Source organism: Cnuibacter sp. UC19_7 (assembly GCF_042699995.1).
Classification (GTDB): Bacteria; Actinomycetota; Actinomycetes; order Actinomycetales; family Microbacteriaceae; genus Cnuibacter.
Genome location: NZ_CP170560.1, coordinates 1,958,523 through 1,981,461, shown reverse-complemented (window position 1 = coordinate 1,981,461; position 22,939 = coordinate 1,958,523). Strand labels below are relative to the sequence as shown.

Here is a 22,939-nt window from a genome sequence, read left to right as displayed (position 1 = left end):
GCAGAGCGCCGCCAGGATCGAAGGAGAACCCATGTCCACGTCCGTGCTCGTCCTCGTCGGAAGCCTCCGCTCCGGCTCGACCAACCGTCAGATCGCGCACGCCGCCCTCGAGCTCGCACCCGAGGGGCTCGAGCTGCGCGTCTTCGACGGACTGGCCGACATCCCGTTCTACAACGAGGACATCGACGTCGAGGGCAGTGTCCCGGCCGCCGCGAGCGCCTTCCGCGAGGCCGTCGCCGCGGTCGACGGTGTCCTGGTCATCACTCCGGAGCACAACGGCACCATTCCGGCCGTGCTCAAGAACGCGATCGACTGGTCGTCGCGTCCCTTCGGCGCCAGCCCGATCTCGGGCAAGCCGGTGGCCGTCGTCGGCGCCGCGTTCGGGCAGTTCGGCGGCGTGTGGTCGCACGACGAGGCCCGCAAGTCCTTCGGGATCGCGGGTGCGCGTGTGCTCGACGACATCCGGATGTCGGTGCCCGGCTCGATGACGCGCTTCGTCGACGTGCACCCCCGCGAGGACGAGGAGGTCACCACGCAGCTCCGCGCCGTGCTCGCCGACCTCCAGCGCGCGATCACCGCGCCCGCCGCGCCCGCTGCCGCCTGAGCGGTATCCCGATCCGTCACTTTCGGCTAGTCACAGGCCGCCGCACTAGCCGAAAGTGACGGATCAGGGGGTGGGCGTCGGGCAGATGAGGCGGGTCGGGGTCGACGAGTCCTGGTTGCGCTGGATCTCGTGCTGCGCGAGCGGGATGCCGCAGATCGGGCAGGTCGGATCGGCCGGCGGCACGTAGGGCGCCTCCGGGCGGCCGATGCCCACCTGGGCAGGCCCGGTGAACGTGAAGACGACGCGGTTGAGCCGGTTGATGAACCCCGGCTTGCCGTCGAACGGGTTCATCGGGTTGGGCTCCCGCGACGTCTTCTTTCGTGCCATAACCATTAGTATACTAAGCATCATGACGACCGAGGCCACTCCGGTGGGATCCGACCTCCTGAAGCTCGACCGCCAGCTCTGCTTCGCCCTCGCCGTCGCCTCGCGCACGGTGATCGGCGCCTACAAGCCGATCCTCGATCCGCTGGGCCTCACGCATCCGCAGTACCTCGTGATGCTGGCGCTGTGGGAGCGTGAGCCGCGCTCGCTCGGCGACCTCGCTGCCGCCCTGCGACTCGAGCCCGCCACGCTGTCGCCCCTGGTGAAGCGCCTCGAGGCGGCGGGCCTGGTGACCCGCGAGCGCTCCGCGACGGATGAGCGGCAGCTCGCCGTCCGCCTCACCGAGTCCGGACGTGAGCTGCGCGACCGGGCGGAGGAGGTGCCGCCGCAGGTGATCCGGGCGCTCGGGGTCGACGTCGACGAGCTGGTCGAGCTGCAGTCGCGCCTCACCTCGATCATCGACCGCATCGCGCCGCTGCCCGGATAGCCTGGAGGCGCGGCCCAGCCCCGGAGGGCCGGTTCCGCCCGCGCTCCCGCGAGGCGTTCCGCCGCGAAGGCCCGGGAAGAGAAGGCGACGGTTCGCGTGCAGGCACTGCCCACCCCGCTCGACACCAGCGCGCTCACCGACCGCCTGCGGCGCCGCGACGTGCGTCGACTGTGGCGTGAGCTGCTCGCCGAGCATCCGGATGCGCGCGACGTGGGGGGCGCCCTCCGCCGCTTCGTCCTCGCGGTCCCGACCTTCGGGCTGCCCCTCGGCATCCTCGCGTTCGCGACGGCCCTCACCTCCGAGATCTCGGAGGGCGGCGACGACGCGCTGATGAGCGTGCTCGTGATCAGCGTGCTGGGCGGCCTGACGATCGGAGTCGGCGTCCTGTGCGCTTGGGTCTGGTTCCGTCTGCGGCGTCGCCGGCCGCGGAAGCGGGTGCTCGTCAGGCTCATGCGCTTCGCAGCGGCGAACGGGATGGAGTTCCGGCCGGGGCCGGCCGGGGCCCATCGTCGTCTGCCGCTCCGGCGCCGCGGCTCGCTCAACGTCCACCGCGTCCTCCGCACGCCCGGTGACCGCGGGGTCGAGTTCGCGAACTACGAGATCATGAACAAGAGGTCTGGCGTCACCACCCCGCAGTTCGGCGGGTACTGCGCGCTGCGGCTGCCGACCGCGCTGCCCAACATCCTGCTGCAGTCGGAGGACGGGCCCGCGCGGCCCCTCACCCTCTCCGGGGTGCCACGCGACTCGCAGCGCCTCTCGCTCGAGGGCGACTTCGACCGCTACTTCCAGCTCTACTGCCCCGAAGGGTACGAGCGCGACGCGCTGTACCTCTTCACTCCGGATGTGATGGCCCGCCTGGTCGAGAACGTGCGCGGGCTCGACGTGGAGATCGTCGACGACTGGATGCTGCTGCTCAGCATCCGCGACCTGGTGACGGATCGAGCCGACCGCTGGCTCGCGCTCGCCGCCGCGGTCGACGCCCTCGACGACCGGATCGAGCGCTGGGGACGGTGGCGCGATGAGCGGATCGCCCACGGTGAGGCGGTCCCGACGCCCGGTGACCACGCCGCGCGCGACTCCGCCACGGTCGCCGAGGCCGGGCGTCGCCTCCGCACGGCGTGGGGCGTGGGCACCGTCCTCGTGCTCGCGGCGATGGCCGTGGGCGCCGTCGTGCTGGGCATCGCGATCAGCATGCGCTGACGCGAGCCCCCGCCCGCCTCGTCCGATCCGGTTTCGCTGCCTCTCTGACGTTTCGCGTGCCCAGTGACCCCGCGAATCGCCAAAGAGGCAGCGAAACAGCGGGTGGTGGCGCGGGCCGGACGGGCGGGCGCGGCCACCAGGCAGCGAAAGCGCGGGGGCTACAGGGCGCGGCCGAGGGACCAGAGGCGATCGCTGCGGCCGGAGATGGCCTCCGCGAAGGCGAGCGCCTGCGTGTCGGTGAACGACGACACGTAGTCGAGCACGGCGCGGGCGCGCGCCTGCTGCGCGATCGGGGCCGTCCCCTGCGGGACGTAGAGCGCACGCGCGGCGTACTGCTCCTCCGCGATGGCGATCAGGTCGCGCAGCCGGCGCGGGACGCGGGAGGCGTCGAGCCGGTCGTCGGTCCACTCCACGAGCGAGCGCACCGATCGCTGCAGCACCTCGCTGAGCCCGCGCTGGTACACGGCGAGGTCCGTCCTGCTGAGCACGAACCTCTTGTGCACGAACTTCAGCACCTCGACGAGGTGCCAGGTCCGCGCATCCAGCGTGACGGGCCCCGCGCGGAGGGTGTCGACCGGCGTGGGGACGATCCCGTTCCCGAGCAGGGTGATCCACCGGTCGGTGAACTCGGCGGTGGCGTGCTCGGCGGCGAGCGACGCGTCGAAGGGGCGCGCGAGCAGCCCGTCGACGAGCTCGTCGCGCACCTGGACGACCGAGTCGTAGAAGATGTCGGCGTCGTAGACCCAGCCGTCCTTGCGACGGATCTTGCGGCGCAGCTTCTCGAGGGCGCCTCCCGGGGGCAGATCGTCGGCGCCCGCGACGGTGGTCGAGGGGAGCTCGGCGTCGACGAGCTCGTGGGCGTCCTCCACGAAGGTGTTGAACTCGAGCGCCACCTCGGCGTAGCTGAGGATGCCGGACCGGTAGAAGTCCTCGAGGTCGTGCACCGAGTACGCGATGTCGTCGGCGATGTCCATCACCGAGGCGGCGAGGGTCTGCCGCAGCGGCACGGCGCCCACGGCCTCGCGCGCGGCGACCAGGTCGGGCTCGTCGATGACGTAGCAGGAGTACTTCGGCACCTGCCACGCCCCGCCCCGATGCTGCAGTCCCTTCGGGATCTCGCCGTCCGGCAGGGCGGCCGGATCCTGGGCGATCAGCGGACTCCACGGGTACTTCGCCACCGCTGCCCGCGTCTGGCTGGTGAGCCCCAGCCCCCGCTCGACCCCGCCGGTCACGGCGAGCGCGGTGAGGATGCGGTAGGTCTGCGCGTTGCCCTCGAACCCGTCCGGCAGCCCGAGCTCGTGCCGCGCCAACCGGTCGAGCACCCGCTCGCCGAGGTGTCCGAACGGCGGATGCCCGACATCGTGCGCGCACGACGCCGCCTGCACCACCCGCGACGGCACCTCGACGCCGTGGTGGTCCGCCAGGCGGCGCGCGATGCCCTGCGCGATCGCGCTCACCTTGAGGGAGTGCGTCAGCCGGTTGTGCACCGGGGAACCGGGGGAGGCGGGCGAGACGACCTGCGTCACATCCGCCAGCCGGGAGAAGAACGGTGAGAACTGGATGCGCTGCACGTCGCGCAGGAACGCCTCGTCCTCGGTCGCGGTGTCCATCCCCCGAGGCTACCCAGTCCCGCCTGCCGTTGCCCGCGGGCGCCTCAGCTCTGGTTCGAGAAGGCGGCGTCGAACGACGCCGACGGACTCTCCCAGAGCAGCGAGCGGACGAAGCCGAGCGCGTCGGGCGCGCCGTGCAGCCGGTCCATCCCCGCGTCCTCCCACTCGACCGAGATCGGCCCCGCGTACCCGATGGCGCGAAGCGCGCGGAAGCAGTCCTCCCAGGGCACGTCGCCGTGGCCCGTCGAGACGAAGTCCCACCCGCGGCGTTGGTCGCCCCAGGGGAGGTGCGACCCGAGCACGCCGTAGCGCCCGTTGGGCCGGCGCACGCGGGTGTCCTTGCAGTCGACGTGGTAGATGCGATCGGCGAAGTCGCTGATGAAGGCGACCGGATCGATGCCCTGCCACATCATGTGACTGGGATCCCAGTTGAGCCCGAACGCCTCGCGATGGTCGATCGCGTCGAGTGCCCGCACGGTCGTCCAGTGGTCGTAGGCGATCTCCGACGGGTGTACCTCGTGCGCGAAGCGCACGCCCTCGCCGTCGAACACGTCGAGGATGGGGTTCCAGCGCGCCGCGAAGTCCTCGTAGCCGCGGTCGATCACCTCTCCGGGGACCGGAGGGAACATGGCGAGGTAGGGCCAGATGCTGGAGCCGGTGAAGCCCACGACGGTGTCGACGCCGAGCCGACGGGCGGCGCGGGCGGTCGTCTTCAGCTCCTCGGCCGCGCGGCGGCGCACCCCCTCGGCGTCGCCGTCGCCCCAGACCCGCGATGACAGGATGGCCTGGTGGCGGAAGTCGATCGGGTCGTCGCACACCGCCTGGCCGGCGAGGTGATGCGAGAGGGCCCACACGCCCAGGCCGTGGCGCTCGAGCAGGTCCTTCCGCTCGCGGAGGTAGTGGTCGTCCTCCACCAGCCGGACGACGTCGAGGTGCTCGCCCGAGCAGGCGATCTCGAGTCCGTCGTAGCCCCAGCCCGACGCCAGTCCGGCGACCTCCTCGAGCGTGAGGTCGGCCCACTGGCCGGTGAACAGCGTGACCGGCGCGGTCATCGTCCGCCTCCTTCGGTGTCGATGTCGATGTCGGTCGGGATGTCCGTCCAGCTGCGCGATCGCGCGGACCGCACCACCGCATCCACGATGATCGCCGAGCGTGCCCCGTCGGAGAACGTCGGCAGCCCCTCGCGGGTCTCCCCGCCCACAGCGGCGAAGGTGTCGCCGATGAACGCGTCGAAGCAGTCCTGGTAGCCCTGGGCGTGGCCGGCGGGGACGTAGGCGAGTCGCGCCTGGTCGGCCGACATCGGTGACGTCCCGCGGGCGATCACCCGAGTGTCCTCGGCGGTGCCCAGCCAGGCCGTCTCAGGCTGCTCCTGGTCGAAGACGGCCGAGGCGTCCGATCCGTCGAGTTCGAACCAGAGCCGGTTGCGGCGGCCCGCGGCCACCTGCGACACCACCACGTTGGCGGGCAGACCCGACGCGGTGACGAAGGTCGCGATGGCGATGTCCTCCGTCCTCACCTCGGCACGAGAGGCGCTCGCGGCGGAGACCGAGAAGGCTTCCGCCGACTCTGCGGGCCGATGCGACACTGCGGTCGAGAACAGTGCGCTCGCCTGAGCGAGGCGCTCACCGCTGACGAACTCGACCAGGTCGCACCAGTGCGAGCCGATGTCGGCGAAGGCGCGCGACGATCCGCCCGTGGCGTCGTCGACCCGCCAGTTGGCCGCATCCGGCGACAGCAGCCAGTCCTGCGTGTAGCTGCCGTGCAGAGCGTTCCACGGGCCGAACTCGCCGGCGATCCGCCGGGCCCGCAGCTCCCGCACGATCGGGTGGAAGCGGTACACGAACGGCACCGTCGCGACCAGCCCCGACGACTCCGCCAGAGCGGCGAGTCGGCGCGCATCCTCGGGGCTCGTCGCGAGCGGCTTCTCGCACACCACGTGCTTGGCGGCCCTGAGCGCCGCCTCCGCGTAGACGACGTGGGTGCTGTTGGGAGTGCAGACGTGCACGACGTCGACGTCCGCGGAGAGGAGCGCATCAAGGTCGGCGAACTCGACCGCGTCCCACGCCGCAGCGATCGACGTGGCCCGGCCGGGGCGGGAGCCGAGGAAGCCGACCACCTCGCCCCGGGCGGCGTGGACCGCGCGGGCGTGCACGGCGGCGATCATCCCGGTCCCGATGATCGCCGACCGGATGCGCGTCCTCACGCGCCCGAACCCGGGATCGGTGCGGACGCGGTCGTCGAGGCCGCCGGCGCGGTCGATGCCGCGTCGGCCAGGTCCGCGGAGAGGGACGCGGCGAGCTCCCGGGCGGCCCGCCAGGCCAGTGCCACCGTGGTGAGCGTCGGATTCGCCGCGGTGGCGGTCGGGATGACCCCGTTCCCTCCGACGTAGAGGTTCTCGACACCCCACACCCGGAGGCGGTCGTCGCACACCGACGTCCCGTCGTCGGCCGCGCCCATCCGCACCGTGCCCTGGTAGTGCAACGACGAGCCGCCCGCCGCGAGGGTCGGCTGCTCGGTGAGGGTGCCGATCCGCTCCGCGGCACGCACCGAGTTCCGCCGCATCTCCTCGATCACCTCGAGGTCGCGTGGGGTGCGCGAATAGCGGATCGACATCCGCGGCATGCCGTAGAAGTCGGTCTCGGTGTCGCTGAACTCGACGGCGTCCTCGAAGCGCACGTCCTTCGCGGCGTACCAGGCGAGGATGCCCAGCCGCTGTGCCGTCGCATCGTCGCCCAGGGCGAGAGCGTACGGCGATCCGGCGAGGGCCATGACGCCGCCCTGCATCGGACGGGCATCCGAGAACGGCACGAGCACGTAGCCGAGCGCCTTCGGGTCGCGCTCGAAACGGGAGGGGTCGAAGTCGTCGTTCAACACCACGAACGAGGCCATCTGGAAGTGCTCGTTGAGGTGGTGCCCCAGCGCATCCGGGCGGACGCCCGACGCGAAGAGCACCTGGGGAGTGCGGAGCCCGTCCGCGCAGACGACGACGCGGGCGGCGCGGACCGTGTAGCGCTCGCCGGTCCGGCGGTTCTCGAGCTCGGCGCCCACGGCCACGCCGTCCTCGACGAGGACACGTCGGGCCAGCGTCTCCGACCGCAACTCGAAGCCGGGGACGGTCTCCTCGAGGTCGCCGAGGATCGCCCCGGTGCCCGAGAACACCAGACGGTCGCCCTCCCAGTGCGTGGCGCTGGGCATGAAGCCGACCGGGGTCAAGCCCGGCCCGTCGAACTCGTCCGCCATCGCGGAGTAGATCTCCGCCGCGAGACCCGTCCCGGGCGGGGTCTGCGTGGTCACCCGGAGCACGTCCTCGGCGTGCGAGAGGGCGGCATCCATCTCCCCCTCGGGGATGAAGGGGATGCGCTCGGACTGGTGGGGCCTCGGCGTGGAGGTGCCCCAGTGGATGCCCATCCCGCCGACCCCGGTCGACATGCTGGCGGCGGGGAGCCCCACCTCGCCGTCGCGGAGCTCCGGCTTCGAGTCGACGAAGTGGAGCCCCGGGAGGATGGTCTGCCGGAACTCGAGGCTGGGGTCGAGACCCTCGGCGATGTCGAGGAGGGCGGCTGCCCGCTCGACCCCCGCATCCGGGCCCTGCGTGAGCAGCTGCGCGGCGAACCGCGCGTCCTCCGTCATGTTCTGCGTGTGGTTCCCGCGCTCCCCGGGGACCACCGGCCCCACCTCGACCATGAGGATGCGCGCGTGAGGCACCGCCTCGCCGATCGTGCGGGCGTACATCGACCCGGCCGGACCGCTGCCGATGATGAGGACGTCGACGTCGCGTCCGGTGCTCATGCGCGCACCTCCGCGGCCTCGCGGGTGACCTCGAGCACGCGGGCGCTCTTCGCCCACGGATCGCCGCCGGTCCCCTCGTACTCGACGGTGTAGGGGCCGTCGTAGCCGTGGTCGCGCAGGATGCCGATGGCCCGATCGAGGTCGACCGCGCGCACGGTCCCGGCGTCGTCGACGTCGTGCGCCTTGACGTGCACGAGCTCGGCGCGGGGGGCCAGCTGCTCGATTCCCGCGTAGACAGGGGCGAGGTCCACGGCCTCGAGCAGTGCCACGGGGTCGACAGGGGGCGCGTCGGGCGCCTGGAACATCAGTGCCATGACCGGCTGCAGGAGGGCATCGAAGTTGCCCAGGTCGAGGAGCAGACCGAGGTGATCGGCGCCCGCGGCGTCGAGGAGGCCCAGCATCCAGGCCGGGTCGCTGCTCGGACCGCCGTGGTTCTCGACGAGCAGCCGGCTGCCGTGGGCGCTCGCGAAGTCGCCGAGCTCGACGAGGGCCGAGACGAGGTGGGCCGGCGGCTGCTCGCCGTGGTGAGGGCTGAAGGGCGAGCCCGGGTTCACGCGCACGAATCGCGCGCCCATCGCGGCGAAGCGCTCGATCCACCGCTTCAGCTCGGCGACGTCGGCGGCGCGCTTGTCGTCGTCGGTCTCGAGGAGGTCGCCGGCGTCGATCGCCACGTTGAGGAGCACCACCCCCGACGAGCGGAGGCTCTCGGCGAAGGCGTCGAGCTCGGGGTCGTCGAGTCCTCCCTTGAACTGGAAGGCGACCGTCTCGATCGCCTCGACGCCGAACTCCGCCCTGGCCCGGGCGGGGAACTCCGCGAGCGCGGTGAGGCTCTGGTACGGGAACGAGAAGGTCCTGGTCTCGCCCGAGGGATCGGTGAAGCTGAACTCGACGGGTCCGAGGTGCTCTCGGACGCTGTACGAGGACATGGACAGCGTGGTCATGGGTGTCTCCTGGTCTGGATCGAGGTCGGGGTCGTGGGTCTGGGATCGGTGGGTGGCCGGTTGGAGCGCGTCAGACGGATGCACCGGCGGTCGCCCGCGCGGGCGTCTCGCGGGTGATCTGCGCCCAGCGGGGATCACCCTCACGGCCGAGCTCGGGCAGGCGCAGCACGAACAGGGCGCCGATGATGCCGAAGACGGCGAGCGTGACGTAGAGCATGCCGAAGCCGCCGATCGAGAGCAGCAGCGGGGCGATGAACGGCACGAACGACTGCGGGAGGGTGTTCGCCATGTTGATGATCGCGAAGTCCTTGCCCGCGTTCTCGGCGCTCGGCAGCATCCGCACGCAGAGCGCGCTGTCGATCGAGAAGAACAGGCCGGTGCCGATGCCGAGGATCGCGACGGCGAGGTACACGAGCTCGATCGTCGGGGCGAAGCCCTGCAGCACGAGGGCGCCGGCGGCGAGGATGCCCGCCGCGATCACGAACGGCTTCTGCCTGCGGATGCGGTCGGAGATCGGGCCCGCCACGATGCTCGTCACGGCGAGGAGCCCCACTGAGATGAGCGAGAGCAGCAGCACGGTGCCGCCCACGGCTTCGGGTGCGATGCCGAACCGGTCCATGAGGAAGAAGGCGTTGTAGGTGCCGCTCGCATAGGCGCACGTGAGCAGGAACCGGACGAGCCAGGCCCAGCCGAACGCCGGGTGCTTGCGCGGGTTCAGCCAGAACGACAGCGCCAGCTGCTTGAGGTTCAGCCCTTCCTGGCCCGGCGCGGGGTGGTGCTGGGGGTCGCGCAGCAGCAGCACGGCGATCGCACCGAGCACGATCGAGACGATCGCGACCGTGCCCCACTGGGCCAGCGGGTCCGTCATCGAGCTGACGGCCGCGATCCCCGCGAGCGGGCCGACGGCACCGGCGAGACCCACGAAGCCCGACACGGTGCCCCGCCGGAACTTGGGCACCTGATCGGCGAGGAGTGCGCTGGTGGCCGCCTGCTGGAAGTTGAACAGGGTCTGCGTCACGCACCAGATCACGGCGACCTGCCAGATCTCGGTGGTGAAGGCGAACGCGAAGACGGCGAGGGATCCGCCGATGGCGCCCGTCAGGATCCAGGTGCGCCGTCGACCGAACCGCCAGGCGGTCCGGTCGCTGATGCGGCCCGCGAGCGGGTTCGCCACGAGCGCGAACAGCGCGCCGACGCCGGTGATGAACCCGAACGCGGCGGCGGCATCCGCCCCGGCGATGCGGGTGGTCTGCAGGGTCAGGAGCAGCTGCAGCGGGGTGAGCAGGGCGATGAGCGCGCCGACGTTCGACGAGAACATCACCGCGATGAGACGGGGCAGGGGTGTGGCGGGCTTGTCGCTGAGATCCTCGACAGCGACGTCGGGCTCGGTCGTCATGGCACTCCTTCGTGCAAATGAGAGAGCCTCCAAAGTGGAAGCGACTACCAATATGGAGTTATGCCCGGAATCTGTCAAGAGGAAGCCTCGGGGCCCATAGACTGCAGACGTGGGACTGCGGGAGATGAAGGCGGCGCGCACGCGGCAGCAGATCGCCGACGTGGCCGTCACGGCATTCATCGAGCAGGGCTACGACGAGACCACGATGGAGCAGATCGCCGAGGCCGCCGAGATCGGCACCTCGACGCTGTACCGCTACTTCCCGAGCAAGGAGCTGCTGCTCCTCGAGCCCTTCGGTGAGGTGCTCGACTTCGGGCGCTTCCTGCGCGCCCGACCGGACGACGAGCCGGTGGCGGAGGCGCTGGCGGGGGCCCTCCTCGACCTCGCCGACGCGTACGCCGATCCGTCGAAGCGGATCGCCGAGATCCGGCGGATCGTCGACGCCTCAGCGGTGCCGCGCGCGCGGCTGTGGGACGTCTTCCTCGCCAGCCGGGCCGACTTCGAGGCGGCGCTCGCCGAGCGGATGCACCTGGCGCCCACCGATCACTCCGTGCAGATGACCGCGGGCATCACCCTCGACGTCTTCGCGCGGGTCGACGAGCGGTGGAAGGGCGACCACCGCAAGGACTACCGCGACCTCATCCGGGAGGCGCTCGCCTCTCTGCCCACGACGACGATCATCCTGCCGACGCTCCCGCGGTGATGCCGACGAGCAGGCGGCACCACCGTCGCTAGCGCGACTCGGCGCGCGTGCCCTCGCCGAAGTCGGTCACGCCCGCGTCGGCCGCCTCGCGGCGGCGGGCGGCGAACGACGGCGCGATGAGCGCCGCGATGATCGCGAGCACACCCACCCCCGCCGACGCCCAGAACCCGATCGTGAAGGCGTCGTCGCTGGGCGCGCCCTGCGGGGTCAGGTTCGACGAGATGACCGCGGCGATGACGGCGGTGCCGACGCTCGAGCCGATCGTCCGGATGACGGTGTTCGCGCTGATCGCCTCGCTGGTCTGCGTGGCCGGGACGCTCTCGACGATCGCGTTCGAGGTGGCGGCGAGCGCCATCCCGATCCCGATCCCGGTGAGGATGCCGGACACCACCATCTGCCAGATCTCGGAGTGCCCCAGGGCGGGGATGACGAACGCGGCGGTGACGGCGGCGCCGCCGATCACCATCGGGATCTTCGGTCCGATGCGGCGGATCAGCGCGCCGGCCACGACGCCGGAGATCACCATGGCGACGACCGTGGGCAGGAGGTAGAGCCCCGACTCGCTGACGGTCTTCCCGAATCCGTAGCCCAGGACGGTCGGCAGCTGCAGCAGCGTCGGCACCAGGATGAACGTGCCGAACATCGCGAAGCCGAAGGCGAGCGCGAGGACGTGCGCCGTCCACACTCCACGGTGGCGGAACAGGCGCACGTCGATGAGCGGCGCCTTCACGCGCAGCTCGACGATGACGAAGACCACGAGGGCGACGCCGCCGAGGACCAGCAGCCCGATGGTCTTGCCGTCACCCCAGCCCCACTTCTCGCCCTCGCTCACCGCGAGGAGCACGGCGACGAGCCCGACCGAGAGGATGACGGTGCCGATCCAGTCGAGCCGGCCGGGGGTGCGGACGGGTGACTCGGGGATGCCGAAGATCGCGCCGAGCAGCGCGACAGCGACGAGGATCGCCGGCAGCCAGAACAGCCAGTGCCACGACAGCGCCTCGACGATCGGGCCGGCGGCCACGATGCCCACGCCCGCGCCGATGCCGAAGATCGCCGAGAGCAGCCCGATGGTCACGCTCACGCGTTCGCGGGGCAGCTCGTCGCGGACGATGCCGATCGACAGCGGCAGGACGGCGCCGGCGGCGCCCTGCAGGATGCGTCCCACGATGAGCATGCCCAGGTTGGGCGCCAGCGCCGCGACGACGGTGCCGACGAGCAGCAGCGCCAGCACGACGATGATGACCCTCCGCTTGCCGACCATGTCGCCGAGCCGGCCGAGGATCGGGGTGAGGACAGCGGCGGACAGCAGGTAGGCGGTCAGCACCCAGCTCGCGTCGGACGTCGAGACGCCGAGGTCGGTGCCGATCGTGCCGAGCGCCGGCGCGACGAGCGACTGCAGGACGGCGAATGACAGGCCACCGAGCGAGAGGTAGAGGATGATCGCGGTGCCGCGGGAGCGTCGCACGGGCGCCGTCGGCGTCGACCCGGTCGTCGGCTCGTGGGTGGTGGCGGACATCGCGCTCCTTGGAAGTAAACAGATGCTGACTTGAAGAGTATCCCCGCGTCGGGGCATGATGTCAACGCGGGTTTACATGATTCGGAGGCGGCTCGTGAGCGACGACGACGTGGTGCGCACGGGACGCGACTCCGCCGCGACGCGCCGCTCGCTCGTGAAGGCCGCCCGACGGCGGTTCGCGACCGACGGCTACCGGGCGACCACCGTGCGGCAGATCGCCGCGGATGCGGGTGTCAACGTCGCGCTCATCAACCGCTACTTCGTCTCGAAGGAGGGCCTCTTCGAGGCGTGCATGCTGAGCACGTCCGACGAGCTCGACATCGAGATGCGCACCCCGTCGACCACGGTGGACGAGGTCATCACGAAGATGCTCGCGCACCTCGTCCACGGTCCGGATCGCGACGATCCGCTGCAGCTCCTGCTGCTCCTCCGATCGTCCGGGGACGATGCCGCCGACGCCGCGCGTCGCCGCGTCCTGCTGCAGTTCGCCCGGGGCATCGCCACCGTCGCCGGGCACGAGCCCGACGACCCGCGATCGCAGCCGTTCCTGCTGCGTGCCGAGCTGGCGATCTCGATGCTGCTCGGGATCGTCATGCTCCGCTCCTCCTCGGCGGCCGTCGAGCCGCTGGCGGGAGCCGGCCCCGCGGACCTCGAGGGCCCGCTCCGCGCCGCCCTCCGCGCGCTCCTCGCGGAGGGCTGAGTCCGGGCGCCGGGCCGGGCGCCCGCGAGGTCACCGTCGAAAGGTCGCCTGAGAGCGGACACGGCGCGCATATGCGCTCATGTGTGCTCTCAGGCGACCTTTCGACGGTCACCGGGCGACGGGGCACCGCCCGGCACCGCCGGCGCCGGGCGCGGGGCTCAGTCCACGGCGAGCGCGGCGATCGGCGTCACGCGGGTGGCCCGGCGGGCGGGCGCGACGGAGGCGAGGAGCGTGAGCGCCGTCGCCACGACCGCGGCGCCGACGAGCAGCTGCCACGGCACGGCCGGGGCGATGACGCCGGGCGTCGGGCCGATGCCGCCGAGCAGCGACTGGGCGCCGGCCCACCCGTAGGCGGTGCCGAGCACGAGTCCCACGACGATCGAGGTGACGGCGAGCTGCGCCGCCTCGGCCAGCACCATCGAGCGCACCTCGCCCGCGGTGAAGCCGAGCACACGCAGGAGGCCGAGCTCCCGCTTCCGCTGCAGCACGCTCAGCGAGAGCGAGTTGACCATCCCCACCGCGGCGATGACGGCCGAGAACCCGATCATCACGAGGAACACCGCCGTGATGGCGTCGAGCACCTGCTGCACGCCGGCGTACGACTCCGGGGACTGCGCCTGCGCGTTGAGCATGATCGTGCGGAAGCTCTCCATCGCCACGACGAACGTCGTCACCAGCGTCACGCCGATCACCAGGCCGATCGTCGAGCGGGCGCTGCGCTCCGGGTTGCGGACCGCGTTGGCAGCCGCGAGGCGCGCCGCCGCCGACCGGCCGAGCAGACGCCCGGCCAGGCGCAGCGCACCGGGCATGATGAGCGGCGCCCCGACGACGATGCCGGTGAACGAGAGGATCCCGCCGGGGAGCGCGATCACGAGGCCCAGCGGCCCCATGACGAGACCGACGACGATCCCGAGGGCGAGCAGCCCGCATCCGATCACCTGCAGCACGATCGTGCCGACCAGCCGGCGGCGCGGGGCGGTGGCCACCGGCGGCTCGACGGCCCCCGAGGTGGCCTCGAGCGGGGTCACGTCGAGCACGCGCCGCGCCCCGACGAACGACGCCAGCCAGGTCGTGAGGACGACGATCACGAGCGGCAGCAGCAGCTCGGGCCGGGCGAAGTCGTAGGGCAGCGCCGGGATCACGTCCGCGGCGACGGCCACGCCGACGAGCGCGGCCGACAGCCCGACGCCCACCAGCAGCCCGAGCACGGCGCCGACCGAGCCCGCGGCCAGACCCTCGCGCGCGATCCGGCGCCGCTCGGTGGACGCGGTCGATCCGAGGAGCCGGTGGAGCGCGATCAGACGGCGGCGACCGGCGATCAGGGTCGCGACGGTGTTCGCCGTGACCACGGCGGCGACGTAGACGGCGATCGTCAGGAAGGTGCCGGCCACGATGAGGAGCGCCAGTCGTACGGTGCCGAAGTCGCCGAGCGGGCTGGCGTCGACGACGGTGCCGAGGGCGCCCGTCACCTCGAGCAGCAGGGTGCCCAGGCAGGCGCTCAGCGCGGCGACGAGCACCGTGGCACGGTGCTCCAGCAGGGAGGAACGGGCCGCGACGCTCACGCCGCCGTCTCCATCCGCAGCATGATGGACGAGATCTCCTCCGGGCTCGACTGGGGGATGTCGCCCACGATGCGACCATCGGCGAGGAACAGCACGCGGTCGGCGAAGCTCGCCGCGATCGGGTCGTGCGTCACCATCGCGATACTCTGCCCGTAGCGGGCGACCGCGGCGGTGAGCAGGGTGAGAACATCGCGACCGGTGCGGGAGTCCAGGTTCCCGGTCGGCTCGTCGGCGACGATGAGGTCGGGTCGGGTGGCGAGCGCCCGCGCGATCGCCACGCGCTGCTGCTGGCCGCCCGAGAGCTGGTGCGGCCGGTGGCGCATCCGATCCTGCAGGCCCAGGGTGTCGACGAGGGAGTCGATCCAGAACGACTCGGACGCGGTGGGCCTCCGGTTGTCGAGGTCGAAGGGCAGCAGGATGTTCTGCCTCACGTCGAGCGTGGGCACGAGGTTGAACGCCTGGAAGACGAACCCCACACGACGTCGTCGCAGCACGGTGAGCGCGGTGTCGTCGAGCCCCTCGATCTCGGTGTCTCCGAGCCAGGCCTTCCCGCTCGACGGCGAGTCGAGCCCGGCGAGGATGTGCATCAGCGTCGACTTGCCCGATCCCGAGGGCCCCATGACGGCCGTGAACTCACCGCGCCGGACTCCGATCGTCACATCGCGCAGGGCGTCGACCCGGGTGCCGTCGTCGGAGCGGCCGTACGTCTTCGAGAGGTTCTGCACACGGGCGACCAGGCCCATGTCGGTCGTGGTGATCTGCATGGGGCTCACGCTACGGATGCGGTCGGCCGCGCCGCGTCACCCTCCGGTGCCGAGACGGTCGCCTCCCATGGCACCCCGGTACGACGCCGTTGGGACGACGTCAGGCCGTGGCGAGGCGGGGGAGCATGTCGGCGATGCGCTCGCGGAGCTCGCGGACGACGTCGTCGAACGCGGAGTCGGAGTCGGTGCGGGCCGGATCCGGGATCGACCAGTGGGCGTGGTCGGCGCCGTGGAGGAGCTCGTGCGCACGGTCGCAGACCGTGACCACGAAGTCGCCCGCCCGCTTGACCTCGCCGAAGGCCCGGGGCACCATCTCGCCCACGTACGGGATGTTCCAGCGCCGCGCCGCGCTCACCGTGCGCGGGTTCACGACCTCGCCCGGATCGGTGCCGGCCGATGCGCAGGGGATGTCGCTCTCCTGCGCCCAGACGCCGGCCGCGAGCTGCGATCGGGCCGAGTTGGCCGTGCAGACGAACAGCACCCTGCCGCTCACCGGGATGGGCTCTGCCTCGAGGGTGCGGAACACCTCCGACCTCAGTCGGACGTAGTTGCGGCGTCCGTCGCCCTCGGATGCGCGGCGGACGATGATGCCCCGCTCTTCCAGCACACCGAGGTGGAACGAGACGAGATTGGACGGCATGCCGAGCTCGGCGCCGATCTCCTTGGGCGCGAGATCGCCGATCGTGAGGAGGTCGACGATCCGGAGGCGGGCCGGGTCGCTCAGTGCGGCGAAGGCGGCGGCGCGTCGATCCAGGTCGTCCGTCATCCGCCGCCCTCCAACCAGATCAATGCTGTTTGACTCAATCGTGGTAGGCAGGGTCGAAGACCGCCGGAACTCACATCGAACTTTAGGCAAGCCTAACCTCCGGCGGACCCGAGTGGGCCGCGACGGGCCCAGGAAGAGAGGGCCCCATGGGCATCGGAACCGGCATCGCGCTGTTCGTCATCGGGGCGATCCTCGCCTTCGCCGTCAACGTCGACCTCGGCGGGTTCGTGAACCTCAGCCTCATCGGCTACATCCTCATGGGCGCCGGTGTCGTGGTGTTCCTCATCAGCCTCGTGCTGATGCTGCGCCGGCGTTCGACCGTCTCGACCTCGCGCACCGCCGTCGACCCCGCCAGCGGTGAGCAGGTCACGCAGCGCCGCACCACCGACAACGGCGACCCGCTGGTCTGACGATGTCCGACCTGCTCGAGACGCCCGCCCCGCGCACGGGTGAGCTGCTCGGCGGCAGGTACACGCTCGTCGGCCAGCTCGGACAGGGCGGGATGGCGCGCGTGTACCGCGCCCGCGACGAGCTGCTCGGCCGTGACGTGGCGGTGAAGCTCTTCAACGCCGGAGCCGCCGAGCCGGCGGATCAGGCCCGCCGCCTCTCCGAGACCCGCCTGCTCGCCGCCCTCAGCCACCCGTCGCTCGTGACCCTGTTCGATGCCCACGTCGACGGCAGCGACCATGCCTACCTCGTCATGGAGCTCATCGACGGCCCCACCCTGCGCCGCCGGATCGACGAGGAGGGCGCGATCGACGCCCTCGACGTCGCGCGCATGGCCGCCGACCTGGCGGCCGCGCTCGCCGTCGTCCATGCGGCCGGAGTGGTGCACCGCGACATCAAGCCGTCGAACGTGCTCCTCCGGCCGGCCGGTCCCACCGATCCGGCTGCGTTCCGCGCCACCCTCACCGACTTCGGTATCGCGTACCTGGTCGACTCCACGCGGGTGACCACCCCCGGCACGCTCATCGGCACCGCCGCGTACCTCGCGCCGGAGCAGGCGCGCGGCGAGGCGCCGGTGCCCGCGTCCGACATCTACACGCTCGGTCTGCTGCTGCTCGAGTCGCTGACCGGGGAGCGCCCGTTCGGACGCGGCACCATGCACGAGACCCTCATGGCCCGCCTCACCAAGCAGCCCGAGATCCCGGGCAGCGTCGGCTACGAGTGGAAGTCGCTGCTCACGGCGATGACCTCGTTCGATCCCGCATCGCGTCCCTCGGCGGCGGAGGTCGCCCGTCAGGCGAGCGAGATGGCGGAGGCGCCACCGCGGGAGGAGGCCGCGACGGCGACGCTCGAGGGAGCGACGCTGCCACTGGTGTCGGTCACCGCCCTCGATCCCGACGAGCCCACGGAGGCGATGGACCCGCCGACCGACGAGCCGGCTCCGGTCAGCGTCGCGAGCGGCACCTCTGCCGCGAACGGCCGCGCCGCCGACGCCCGGCCTCGCGCGGCGGCCCGCGCGGAGCGGGTCTTCGTCCGCGACGCGCGTGACGAGACGCCCGACCCGATCGAGACGACTGCGACCTTCGCCGGCCCGCGGACCCGGCGGCTGGGCGTGCGGTTCTGGATCCTCGTCGCGATCGCCCTGCTGGTGGTCGCCGCCATCACCACGACCGCTCTGGTGCTGCTCGGCGCGAGCGCGGGCGCCCCGGTGCCGCCGCAGCTCGCCCCGGTCGACGAACCGCTCGGGTCGCATCTGCAGCAGCTGCTCGAGAGCGTGACGCCATGAGGCGCCGCACCCTCTCGCTGGTGCCCGTCGCGATCGCCGTCGTGGTGATCGCCGGATGCGCGTCCAGCGACGACCCGCTCGATCACACGACCGCCGCCACGCTGCAGAGCGGTGTGGCACAGGTCGCGCAGTACGCCTCTGCAGGCGACACCGCGGCCGCGCTGGCGTCGCTCGACGAGCTGCAGGCCTCTCTCGACGCAGCGGAGTCCGCCGGCACGATCGCCGCCGACCGGGCTCAGCTCGTGCAGCAGAACATCGACGTCGTCCGCGCCGACCTGCAGCCCACCGGCGAGGCGACGGTGCCCGAGACGACCGTCACCGATCCGACCCCCGCTCCCGCAGAGGAGACGGAGACCGCCACGACTCCCGCTGAGGACACGGAGACCCCGCCCGCCGACGACTCCAGCGGCAAGGGGCCCGGCGGCGACAAACCGAACAAGGGACCCGGCAACAACAACGGGAACGGCAACGGGAACGGGGGCGGACCAGGCAAGAAGTAGCACCGCCCCGAACCGCATCTCACACCACGAAAGGACGAACCGTGAACATCCTCGTCGTCATCATCGCCATCATCGCCATCATCCTGCTGCTCACCGGAGGATTCGTGTCCTCGCTGCAGTTCCTGCTCTGGGTGGGCGTGGCGCTTCTGATCATCGCGCTGATCGTCTTCCTGCTGCGCTTCATCACCGGCCGCAACCGCGTCTGAGCGTGGTCGCACAAGCCCGCTGAGGGCGCACGTCGACACCGGATTCCGCGAGGGGGGCCCTGAGGGGACTCGCTCACCGGGATCCGGTGTCGTGCTGTGAGGCGTCAGGCTGCGCGGACGGAGTGAGGTCCGAGCGGGGGCGTCAGGCCTGGGCGGGGGCGCCGCCCGCGGCCTGCTCGGCGAGCGCCTTCTCGTAGTCGGCGCGCACCTGCACCATGTCGAGGCCGCGCGCCTGCTCGATCACGTTGTCGAGCACCGGGCCGGGGAGTGCGCCCGGCTGCGCCATGAGGGGGATGCCGTCTCGGTAGACGACGAGCGTGGGGATGGAGGTGATGCCGTAGGACGCGGCGAGCTGCTGCTGGTCCTCGGTGTCGACCTTGGCGAAGGTGATGTCGGAGTTGTCCTCCGAGGCCTTCTCGAACACGGGCGCGAACTGGCGACACGGGCCGCACCAGGACGCCCAGAAGTCGATGAGCACGATGCCGTCCTTGACGGTCTCGTCGTGGTTCTCGATGGTCAGGGTGGTGGTTGCCATGCTGTCCTCAACCGCCCGGATCGCTCGGGAATTCCTCCGCTCAGCTGACGTGCACCTCGGGCCGGCGCTTGCGGTCGACCTCCGCGCGCCGGAGCACCTCGCGGGTGACGGGCGCCACCTCGCCCACGCCGGTGACGAGGTAGCGGAACATGTTCGACATGGGGCTGCCCTCCGTCCACTCGAAGTAGATGCTGGGCACGCTGCCCGTCTCGTCGCGGATGGCGAGCAGGATCGCGGCGATCGTGTTGGGCACGTTGCCGCTCGTCACCTGCAGCACACGGTAGCCGTGGCGGGTGACCCCGCGCACGACCAGCTCCTCCTCGAAGTCGGACGAGTCGGACGGATGCACCTCGAGCAGCACGACGGGGGACCGCTGCGGGATGCCGCTGTCGCGTCGTTCGTCGTGGACCTTCTGCTTGTAGTCGATCGCCGCACCCCGACCGGGCTCGTTCGCGATGATGCGGACGGTGTCGTACTCGTCGGCGTCGGCGGTGACGAAGTCGAGCGCGGCCGCGTCGAGGGTGACGGAGACGGCCCTCAGCTGGAACGAGCGGGAGATGCGCGAGACGATCGACACGACGAGGATGCCGAGGATGAAGAGGGCGGCGATCCTCACGCCGTCGGGCCGCTCGATCACGTTGGCGACGGTGGTGTAGATGAAAACCACCGTGATGACGCCGAAGCCCACCGCCCGCTTGCGCTGCTTCTTGCGGATGCACGACAGCGTCACCGCGAACGACGCCGACGTGATGAGGACGAGCACGCCGGTGGCGTAGGCGCCGGCCTGCGCATCGACGTTCGCGTCGAACACCAGCGTGATGATCACCGCGATCACTCCGAACACGATGACGAGGGGGCGCACCAGCGCCGCCCAGTGCGGCGCCATCCCGTACCGCGGCAGGTAGCGCGGCACGAGGTTGAGGAGCCCGGCGAGCGCCGACGCTCCGGCGAACCACAGGATGAGGATGGTGCTGATGTCGTAGGCGGTGCCGAACCACTCGCCCAGGAACTGGTGCGCGAGGTAGGCCAGCGCCCGCCCGTTGGCGGGCCCGCCCGACTGGAACGCCTCCTGAGGGATGAGCAGCGTCGTCGTCAGGCTCGACGTGATGAGGAAGCAGCTCATGATGATCGCGGCCGTGGTCAGCAGACGCTGCGCCCCGCGGATGCGCCCGAGCGGGTACGAGGGCGGCAGCGGCATGCCGCCCTTCGCCGCCTGGAGTGCCTTCGCCGCCCTGGCGGAGGTCTTCGTGTTCGTGATCTGCGGCATCACGGCGACGCCGGTCTCGAACCCCGACAGCCCCAGGGCGAGCTTGGGGAAGGCGATGAGCGCGATCGCGACGATCATCAGCGGATCGCCGTTCTGGCGCGTGAGGGCGCCCCACCAGTCGTTCACCACGACCGGGTTCTCGAACACGTGCAGGATCGCCACCAGCACGACCACCACGTTGAGTGCCAGGTACACGCCCACCAGGACCACGGCGAGGCCGATGGCCTCCTTGAATCCCTTGAGGAACACCGCCGCGAGCAGGCCGACGAGCACCAGCGTGATCACGACGTTCTGGCCGTGGAACCAGTCGGGTGCGAAGGGGTTCTCGATCGCGTGCGCCGCCGCATCCGCCGCCGACAGCGTGATCGTGATCATGAAGTCGGTGGCCGCGAACCCGAGCAGCACCAGCACGAGCAGCTTGCCGCCCCACCAGGGGAGCAGCCGCTCGAGCATCGCGATCGAGCCCTCACCGCGGAAGCTCTCGCGCGCGACCCTCCGGTACACCGGGAGCGCGCCGAACAGCGTGATGGCGACGAGCAGCAACGTGGCGATCGGGCTGACGAGCCCCGCGGCGAGCGCCGCGATGGCGGGCTGGTAGCCGAGCGTCGAGAAGTAGTCGACGCCGGTGAGGCACATGACCCGCCACCAGGCGTGCGTCTTCTCGCGCAGCGTCGCCCCCGGTCCCGGATGCGCGCCCGACTGCTCGGCCCCGCCCTGCACCCAGCGGGTGAACGGCCCGGGCACCCGATCCCGGTCCGGGCGCGGTACGTCGATGACCGCACCGCCGGGCAGCGGCTGGGGTTCGTCGGGGTGCTGCTCGGCCGCGTCGGCGGCCGCCTCGGTGGCGGTCGCGCGGGCGTCGCCGCTCTCGCCGCGGTCAGCCGCGGGCGTCGTGTCGGTCACGAGGGAAAGTCTCTCCCATCCGGACGACTTCCGCGTGCGTCACGAGGGTGCGCGTCCGCCGATCTGCCGCGGATCCGACACTCGTGGCGGCCTCCCACCCGCGCACCCCACCACCACTGTCAGATCCGGGCCCTGGCGGTGCGGAGCGCGCGCTCGCTATCCTCGCGACATGATCGAGGATGCCGGCCCGCCCCAGGTGCGCGTCGCGGTGCGCGCGAACCGCCCGCTGGTGGTGCTCTACCTCCTGGGCGCCATCGGACTTCCGCTCGGCATCGTCCTGAGCTCGGTGAGCAACTCGATCGTGAGCGCGGCCTACGCCGCCCCGATGGCCGACGGGATCACGTTGGGGGCGGCGTCGTTCCTGTCGGTGATCGCCGGGCCGCTGGCCCAGCTCGGGCTGCTGGCGCTGGTCGCGGCCATCGCCGTGCACGCGGTGCTGTGGCATTCGGTGCAGCGCGACGAGCGGTCGCGCCGCATCATCGGCTGACGCGCCCCGCGCGCATCCGCTGACCCGAGGGCGTGCGACCGCTGAAGCCGGCGACGATCACCAGAACATCGGGCGGTCGTCGTCGTCCTCGGGGGAGGGGGTGGAGATGTCGAGGTCGACGACGACGGGCACGTGGTCGCTGGGGGCGTCGCCCTTGCGCTCGTTGCGCTCGATCCGTGCATCCTTCACCAGGTCGGCGAACGGCTGCGACCCCATGATGAAGTCGATGCGCATGCCCTCGTTGCGCGGGAAGCGCAGCTGCTTGTAGTCCCAGTACGTGTAGCCCGTGGGGACGATGGGGCGCACGACGTCGGTCAGCCCGATCCGCTCGAAGGCCGCGAAGGCGGCGCGCTCCGGCGCGGAGACGTGGGTGGCGCCGTCGAAGACGTCGAGGTCCCACACGTCGGAGTCGAGGGGCGCGATGTTCCAGTCGCCCATCAGCGCGAGCGGCTGGTCGGGGTTCTCGCCGAGCCACTGCTCGGTCTGCTTCGCCAGCTCGTCGAGCCACTGGAGCTTGTAGGTGTAGTGCGGATCCTCCAGCGCACGGCCGTTGGGCACGTACAGGCTCCAGAGGCGCACCTCGTTGACGGTGACGCCGAGCGCGCGCGCCTCGAGCGGGAGCATGCCGTCGTCGCCGGGCTTGCCGAACCCCGGCATGCCGGTGAACGTGGTGGACGGATCGGTCATCGGGAGGCGGCTGGCGAACGCGACGCCGTTCCACTGGTTGAGGCCGTGCAGCACGACCTCGTAGCCCGCGTCGTGGAACGCGTCCATCGGGAACTGCGACTCCTTGCACTTGATCTCCTGCATGGCGACGACGTCGACGTCCTCCTTCACCAGCCAGTCGACCACGCGGCCCACTCGGGCGCGGATGGAGTTCACGTTCCAGGTCGCAACACGCATGCCTCTCACGCTACCGGCTGCATCCGACCCCACGCTGCGAGCGG

24 protein-coding genes are annotated in these 22,939 nt (G+C 71.4%); 10 read left to right on the top strand and 14 right to left on the bottom strand.

From position 1 onward, the window contains the following. The first annotated feature begins 31 nt into the window (after positions 1 to 31). The gene (locus tag ACFJGV_RS09340) at positions 32 to 604 is read left to right on the top strand and encodes an NADPH-dependent FMN reductase (RefSeq protein WP_378148570.1); all 573 of its coding nucleotides are present in this window, start codon (positions 32 to 34) and stop codon (positions 602 to 604) included. A 63-nt stretch (positions 605 to 667) separates the two neighbouring features. Here ACFJGV_RS09340 and ACFJGV_RS09335 read toward each other — a convergent pair whose 3' ends face one another. Further along, positions 668 to 931 carry a hypothetical protein gene (locus tag ACFJGV_RS09335; RefSeq protein ID WP_378148568.1) on the bottom strand — a complete coding sequence of 88 codons (264 nt, stop codon included), beginning with the start codon at positions 929 to 931 and terminating at the stop codon, positions 668 to 670. Positions 932 to 953: 22 nt separating this feature from the next. Here ACFJGV_RS09335 and ACFJGV_RS09330 point away from each other — a divergent pair, with 22 nt between their 5' ends. Both ACFJGV_RS09330 and ACFJGV_RS09325 read left to right on the top strand, forming a co-directional pair. Then, positions 954 to 1,415, top strand: coding sequence for a MarR family winged helix-turn-helix transcriptional regulator (locus tag ACFJGV_RS09330; protein ID WP_378148566.1), 462 nt, complete (start codon positions 954 to 956; stop codon positions 1,413 to 1,415). Positions 1,416 to 1,511: 96 nt separating this feature from the next. Beyond that, a complete protein-coding gene (locus ACFJGV_RS09325) occupies positions 1,512 to 2,615 on the top strand; it encodes a hypothetical protein (RefSeq protein WP_378148564.1) in 1,104 nt (367 codons plus the stop codon). A gap of 158 nt (positions 2,616 to 2,773) precedes the next feature. Here the strand turns inward: ACFJGV_RS09325 and ACFJGV_RS09320 are convergent, their stop codons facing one another. The 6 genes from ACFJGV_RS09320 to ACFJGV_RS09295 all read right to left on the bottom strand — a co-directional run bounded on the left by ACFJGV_RS09320 (position 2,774) and on the right by ACFJGV_RS09295 (position 10,351). Further along, positions 2,774 to 4,225 carry a deoxyguanosinetriphosphate triphosphohydrolase family protein gene (locus ACFJGV_RS09320; protein WP_378148563.1) on the bottom strand — a complete coding sequence of 484 codons (1,452 nt, stop codon included), beginning with the start codon at positions 4,223 to 4,225 and terminating at the stop codon, positions 2,774 to 2,776. A gap of 44 nt (positions 4,226 to 4,269) precedes the next feature. Continuing rightward, the gene (locus ACFJGV_RS09315) at positions 4,270 to 5,277 is read right to left on the bottom strand and encodes a sugar phosphate isomerase/epimerase family protein (RefSeq protein WP_378148561.1); all 1,008 of its coding nucleotides are present in this window, start codon (positions 5,275 to 5,277) and stop codon (positions 4,270 to 4,272) included. Further along, on the bottom strand, positions 5,274 to 6,428 hold the full coding sequence (locus tag ACFJGV_RS09310; RefSeq protein ID WP_378148560.1) for a Gfo/Idh/MocA family protein: 1,155 nt from the start codon (positions 6,426 to 6,428) through the stop codon (positions 5,274 to 5,276). Before ACFJGV_RS09310 ends, ACFJGV_RS09315 begins: the two co-directional genes overlap by 4 nt. Next, complete coding sequence (locus ACFJGV_RS09305; RefSeq protein WP_378148559.1) at positions 6,425 to 8,014, bottom strand: GMC oxidoreductase; 1,590 nt, start codon at positions 8,012 to 8,014, stop codon at positions 6,425 to 6,427. Before ACFJGV_RS09305 ends, ACFJGV_RS09310 begins: the two co-directional genes overlap by 4 nt. Next, positions 8,011 to 8,955, bottom strand: coding sequence for a sugar phosphate isomerase/epimerase family protein (locus ACFJGV_RS09300; protein ID WP_378148558.1), 945 nt, complete (start codon positions 8,953 to 8,955; stop codon positions 8,011 to 8,013). The genes ACFJGV_RS09305 and ACFJGV_RS09300 overlap by 4 nt, the downstream gene beginning before the upstream one ends. 70 nt (positions 8,956 to 9,025) lie before the next feature. Then, a complete protein-coding gene (locus ACFJGV_RS09295; protein ID WP_378148557.1) occupies positions 9,026 to 10,351 on the bottom strand; it encodes an MFS transporter in 1,326 nt (441 codons plus the stop codon). Positions 10,352 to 10,460: 109 nt separating this feature from the next. Between ACFJGV_RS09295 and ACFJGV_RS09290 the strand changes: the two genes are divergently transcribed. Beyond that, the gene (locus ACFJGV_RS09290; protein ID WP_378148556.1) at positions 10,461 to 11,054 is read left to right on the top strand and encodes a TetR/AcrR family transcriptional regulator; all 594 of its coding nucleotides are present in this window, start codon (positions 10,461 to 10,463) and stop codon (positions 11,052 to 11,054) included. A gap of 28 nt (positions 11,055 to 11,082) precedes the next feature. Here the strand turns inward: ACFJGV_RS09290 and ACFJGV_RS09285 are convergent, their stop codons facing one another. Then, positions 11,083 to 12,570 carry an MFS transporter gene (locus tag ACFJGV_RS09285; protein ID WP_378148554.1) on the bottom strand — a complete coding sequence of 496 codons (1,488 nt, stop codon included), beginning with the start codon at positions 12,568 to 12,570 and terminating at the stop codon, positions 11,083 to 11,085. 94 nt (positions 12,571 to 12,664) lie between these two features. On the opposite strand from ACFJGV_RS09285, the gene ACFJGV_RS09280 reads away from it, so the two are divergent. Next, positions 12,665 to 13,270, top strand: coding sequence for a TetR/AcrR family transcriptional regulator (locus ACFJGV_RS09280; protein ID WP_378148553.1), 606 nt, complete (start codon positions 12,665 to 12,667; stop codon positions 13,268 to 13,270). Between the two features lie 158 nt (positions 13,271 to 13,428). Here ACFJGV_RS09280 and ACFJGV_RS09275 read toward each other — a convergent pair whose 3' ends face one another. The 3 genes from ACFJGV_RS09275 to ACFJGV_RS09265 all read right to left on the bottom strand — a co-directional run bounded on the left by ACFJGV_RS09275 (position 13,429) and on the right by ACFJGV_RS09265 (position 16,362). After that, positions 13,429 to 14,832 (bottom strand): ABC transporter permease, encoded by a 1,404-nt coding sequence (locus ACFJGV_RS09275; protein WP_378148552.1) that lies wholly within the window; start codon positions 14,830 to 14,832, stop codon positions 13,429 to 13,431. Continuing rightward, positions 14,829 to 15,596: an ABC transporter ATP-binding protein gene (locus tag ACFJGV_RS09270; protein ID WP_378148550.1), complete on the bottom strand. Its 768-nt coding sequence runs from the start codon at positions 15,594 to 15,596 to the stop codon at positions 14,829 to 14,831. The genes ACFJGV_RS09275 and ACFJGV_RS09270 overlap by 4 nt, the downstream gene beginning before the upstream one ends. Positions 15,597 to 15,696: 100 nt before the next feature. Beyond that, positions 15,697 to 16,362, bottom strand: a complete 666-nt coding sequence (locus ACFJGV_RS09265; protein WP_378148549.1) for a helix-turn-helix domain-containing protein — start codon at positions 16,360 to 16,362, stop codon at positions 15,697 to 15,699. Positions 16,363 to 16,508: 146 nt separating this feature from the next. On the opposite strand from ACFJGV_RS09265, the gene ACFJGV_RS09260 reads away from it, so the two are divergent. The 4 genes from ACFJGV_RS09260 to ACFJGV_RS09245 are packed head-to-tail and all read left to right on the top strand — an operon-like array spanning position 16,509 to position 18,800. Beyond that, complete coding sequence (locus tag ACFJGV_RS09260; protein ID WP_378148547.1) at positions 16,509 to 16,772, top strand: DUF6458 family protein; 264 nt, start codon at positions 16,509 to 16,511, stop codon at positions 16,770 to 16,772. 2 nt (positions 16,773 to 16,774) lie between these two features. Then, positions 16,775 to 18,094: a serine/threonine-protein kinase gene (locus ACFJGV_RS09255; protein ID WP_378148545.1), complete on the top strand. Its 1,320-nt coding sequence runs from the start codon at positions 16,775 to 16,777 to the stop codon at positions 18,092 to 18,094. After that, entirely contained in the window at positions 18,091 to 18,594 is a 504-nt protein-coding gene (locus ACFJGV_RS09250) for a hypothetical protein (RefSeq protein ID WP_378148543.1), read from the top strand. The genes ACFJGV_RS09255 and ACFJGV_RS09250 overlap by 4 nt, the downstream gene beginning before the upstream one ends. Before the next feature lie 41 nt (positions 18,595 to 18,635). Beyond that, positions 18,636 to 18,800 (top strand): hypothetical protein, encoded by a 165-nt coding sequence (locus tag ACFJGV_RS09245; protein ID WP_378148541.1) that lies wholly within the window; start codon positions 18,636 to 18,638, stop codon positions 18,798 to 18,800. 142 nt (positions 18,801 to 18,942) lie between these two features. Here ACFJGV_RS09245 and trxA read toward each other — a convergent pair whose 3' ends face one another. Both trxA and ACFJGV_RS09235 read right to left on the bottom strand, forming a co-directional pair. Then, complete coding sequence (gene trxA / locus ACFJGV_RS09240) at positions 18,943 to 19,335, bottom strand: thioredoxin (RefSeq protein ID WP_378148540.1); 393 nt, start codon at positions 19,333 to 19,335, stop codon at positions 18,943 to 18,945. Between the two features lie 40 nt (positions 19,336 to 19,375). Further along, positions 19,376 to 21,238: an amino acid transporter gene (locus ACFJGV_RS09235; RefSeq protein WP_378148673.1), complete on the bottom strand. Its 1,863-nt coding sequence runs from the start codon at positions 21,236 to 21,238 to the stop codon at positions 19,376 to 19,378. 436 nt (positions 21,239 to 21,674) lie between these two features. Here ACFJGV_RS09235 and ACFJGV_RS09230 point away from each other — a divergent pair, with 436 nt between their 5' ends. Further along, positions 21,675 to 21,992, top strand: coding sequence for a hypothetical protein (locus ACFJGV_RS09230; protein ID WP_378148538.1), 318 nt, complete (start codon positions 21,675 to 21,677; stop codon positions 21,990 to 21,992). A 57-nt stretch (positions 21,993 to 22,049) separates the two neighbouring features. Here ACFJGV_RS09230 and ACFJGV_RS09225 read toward each other — a convergent pair whose 3' ends face one another. Then, entirely contained in the window at positions 22,050 to 22,895 is an 846-nt protein-coding gene (locus tag ACFJGV_RS09225) for an exodeoxyribonuclease III (RefSeq protein WP_378148536.1), read from the bottom strand. Positions 22,896 to 22,939: the final 44 nt, after the last annotated feature.

Coding starts and splice junctions, on each gene's coding strand:
- ACFJGV_RS09340 (WP_378148570.1), top strand. CDS start 32: ATGTCCACGTCCGTGCTCGTCCTCGTCGGAAGCCTCCGCTCCGGCTCG.
- ACFJGV_RS09335 (WP_378148568.1), bottom strand. CDS start 931: ATGGCACGAAAGAAGACGTCGCGGGAGCCCAACCCGATGAACCCGTTC.
- ACFJGV_RS09330 (WP_378148566.1), top strand. CDS start 954: ATGACGACCGAGGCCACTCCGGTGGGATCCGACCTCCTGAAGCTCGAC.
- ACFJGV_RS09320 (WP_378148563.1), bottom strand. CDS start 4,225: ATGGACACCGCGACCGAGGACGAGGCGTTCCTGCGCGACGTGCAGCGC.
- ACFJGV_RS09315 (WP_378148561.1), bottom strand. CDS start 5,277: ATGACCGCGCCGGTCACGCTGTTCACCGGCCAGTGGGCCGACCTCACG.
- ACFJGV_RS09305 (WP_378148559.1), bottom strand. CDS start 8,014: ATGAGCACCGGACGCGACGTCGACGTCCTCATCATCGGCAGCGGTCCG.
- ACFJGV_RS09300 (WP_378148558.1), bottom strand. CDS start 8,955: ATGACCACGCTGTCCATGTCCTCGTACAGCGTCCGAGAGCACCTCGGA.
- ACFJGV_RS09295 (WP_378148557.1), bottom strand. CDS start 10,351: ATGACGACCGAGCCCGACGTCGCTGTCGAGGATCTCAGCGACAAGCCC.
- ACFJGV_RS09285 (WP_378148554.1), bottom strand. CDS start 12,570: ATGTCCGCCACCACCCACGAGCCGACGACCGGGTCGACGCCGACGGCG.
- ACFJGV_RS09270 (WP_378148550.1), bottom strand. CDS start 15,596: ATGCAGATCACCACGACCGACATGGGCCTGGTCGCCCGTGTGCAGAAC.
- ACFJGV_RS09265 (WP_378148549.1), bottom strand. CDS start 16,362: ATGACGGACGACCTGGATCGACGCGCCGCCGCCTTCGCCGCACTGAGC.
- ACFJGV_RS09260 (WP_378148547.1), top strand. CDS start 16,509: ATGGGCATCGGAACCGGCATCGCGCTGTTCGTCATCGGGGCGATCCTC.
- ACFJGV_RS09255 (WP_378148545.1), top strand. CDS start 16,775: ATGTCCGACCTGCTCGAGACGCCCGCCCCGCGCACGGGTGAGCTGCTC.
- ACFJGV_RS09250 (WP_378148543.1), top strand. CDS start 18,091: ATGAGGCGCCGCACCCTCTCGCTGGTGCCCGTCGCGATCGCCGTCGTG.
- trxA (WP_378148540.1), bottom strand. CDS start 19,335: ATGGCAACCACCACCCTGACCATCGAGAACCACGACGAGACCGTCAAG.
- ACFJGV_RS09235 (WP_378148673.1), bottom strand. CDS start 21,238: ATGTGCCTCACCGGCGTCGACTACTTCTCGACGCTCGGCTACCAGCCC.
- ACFJGV_RS09230 (WP_378148538.1), top strand. CDS start 21,675: ATGATCGAGGATGCCGGCCCGCCCCAGGTGCGCGTCGCGGTGCGCGCG.
- ACFJGV_RS09225 (WP_378148536.1), bottom strand. CDS start 22,895: ATGCGTGTTGCGACCTGGAACGTGAACTCCATCCGCGCCCGAGTGGGC.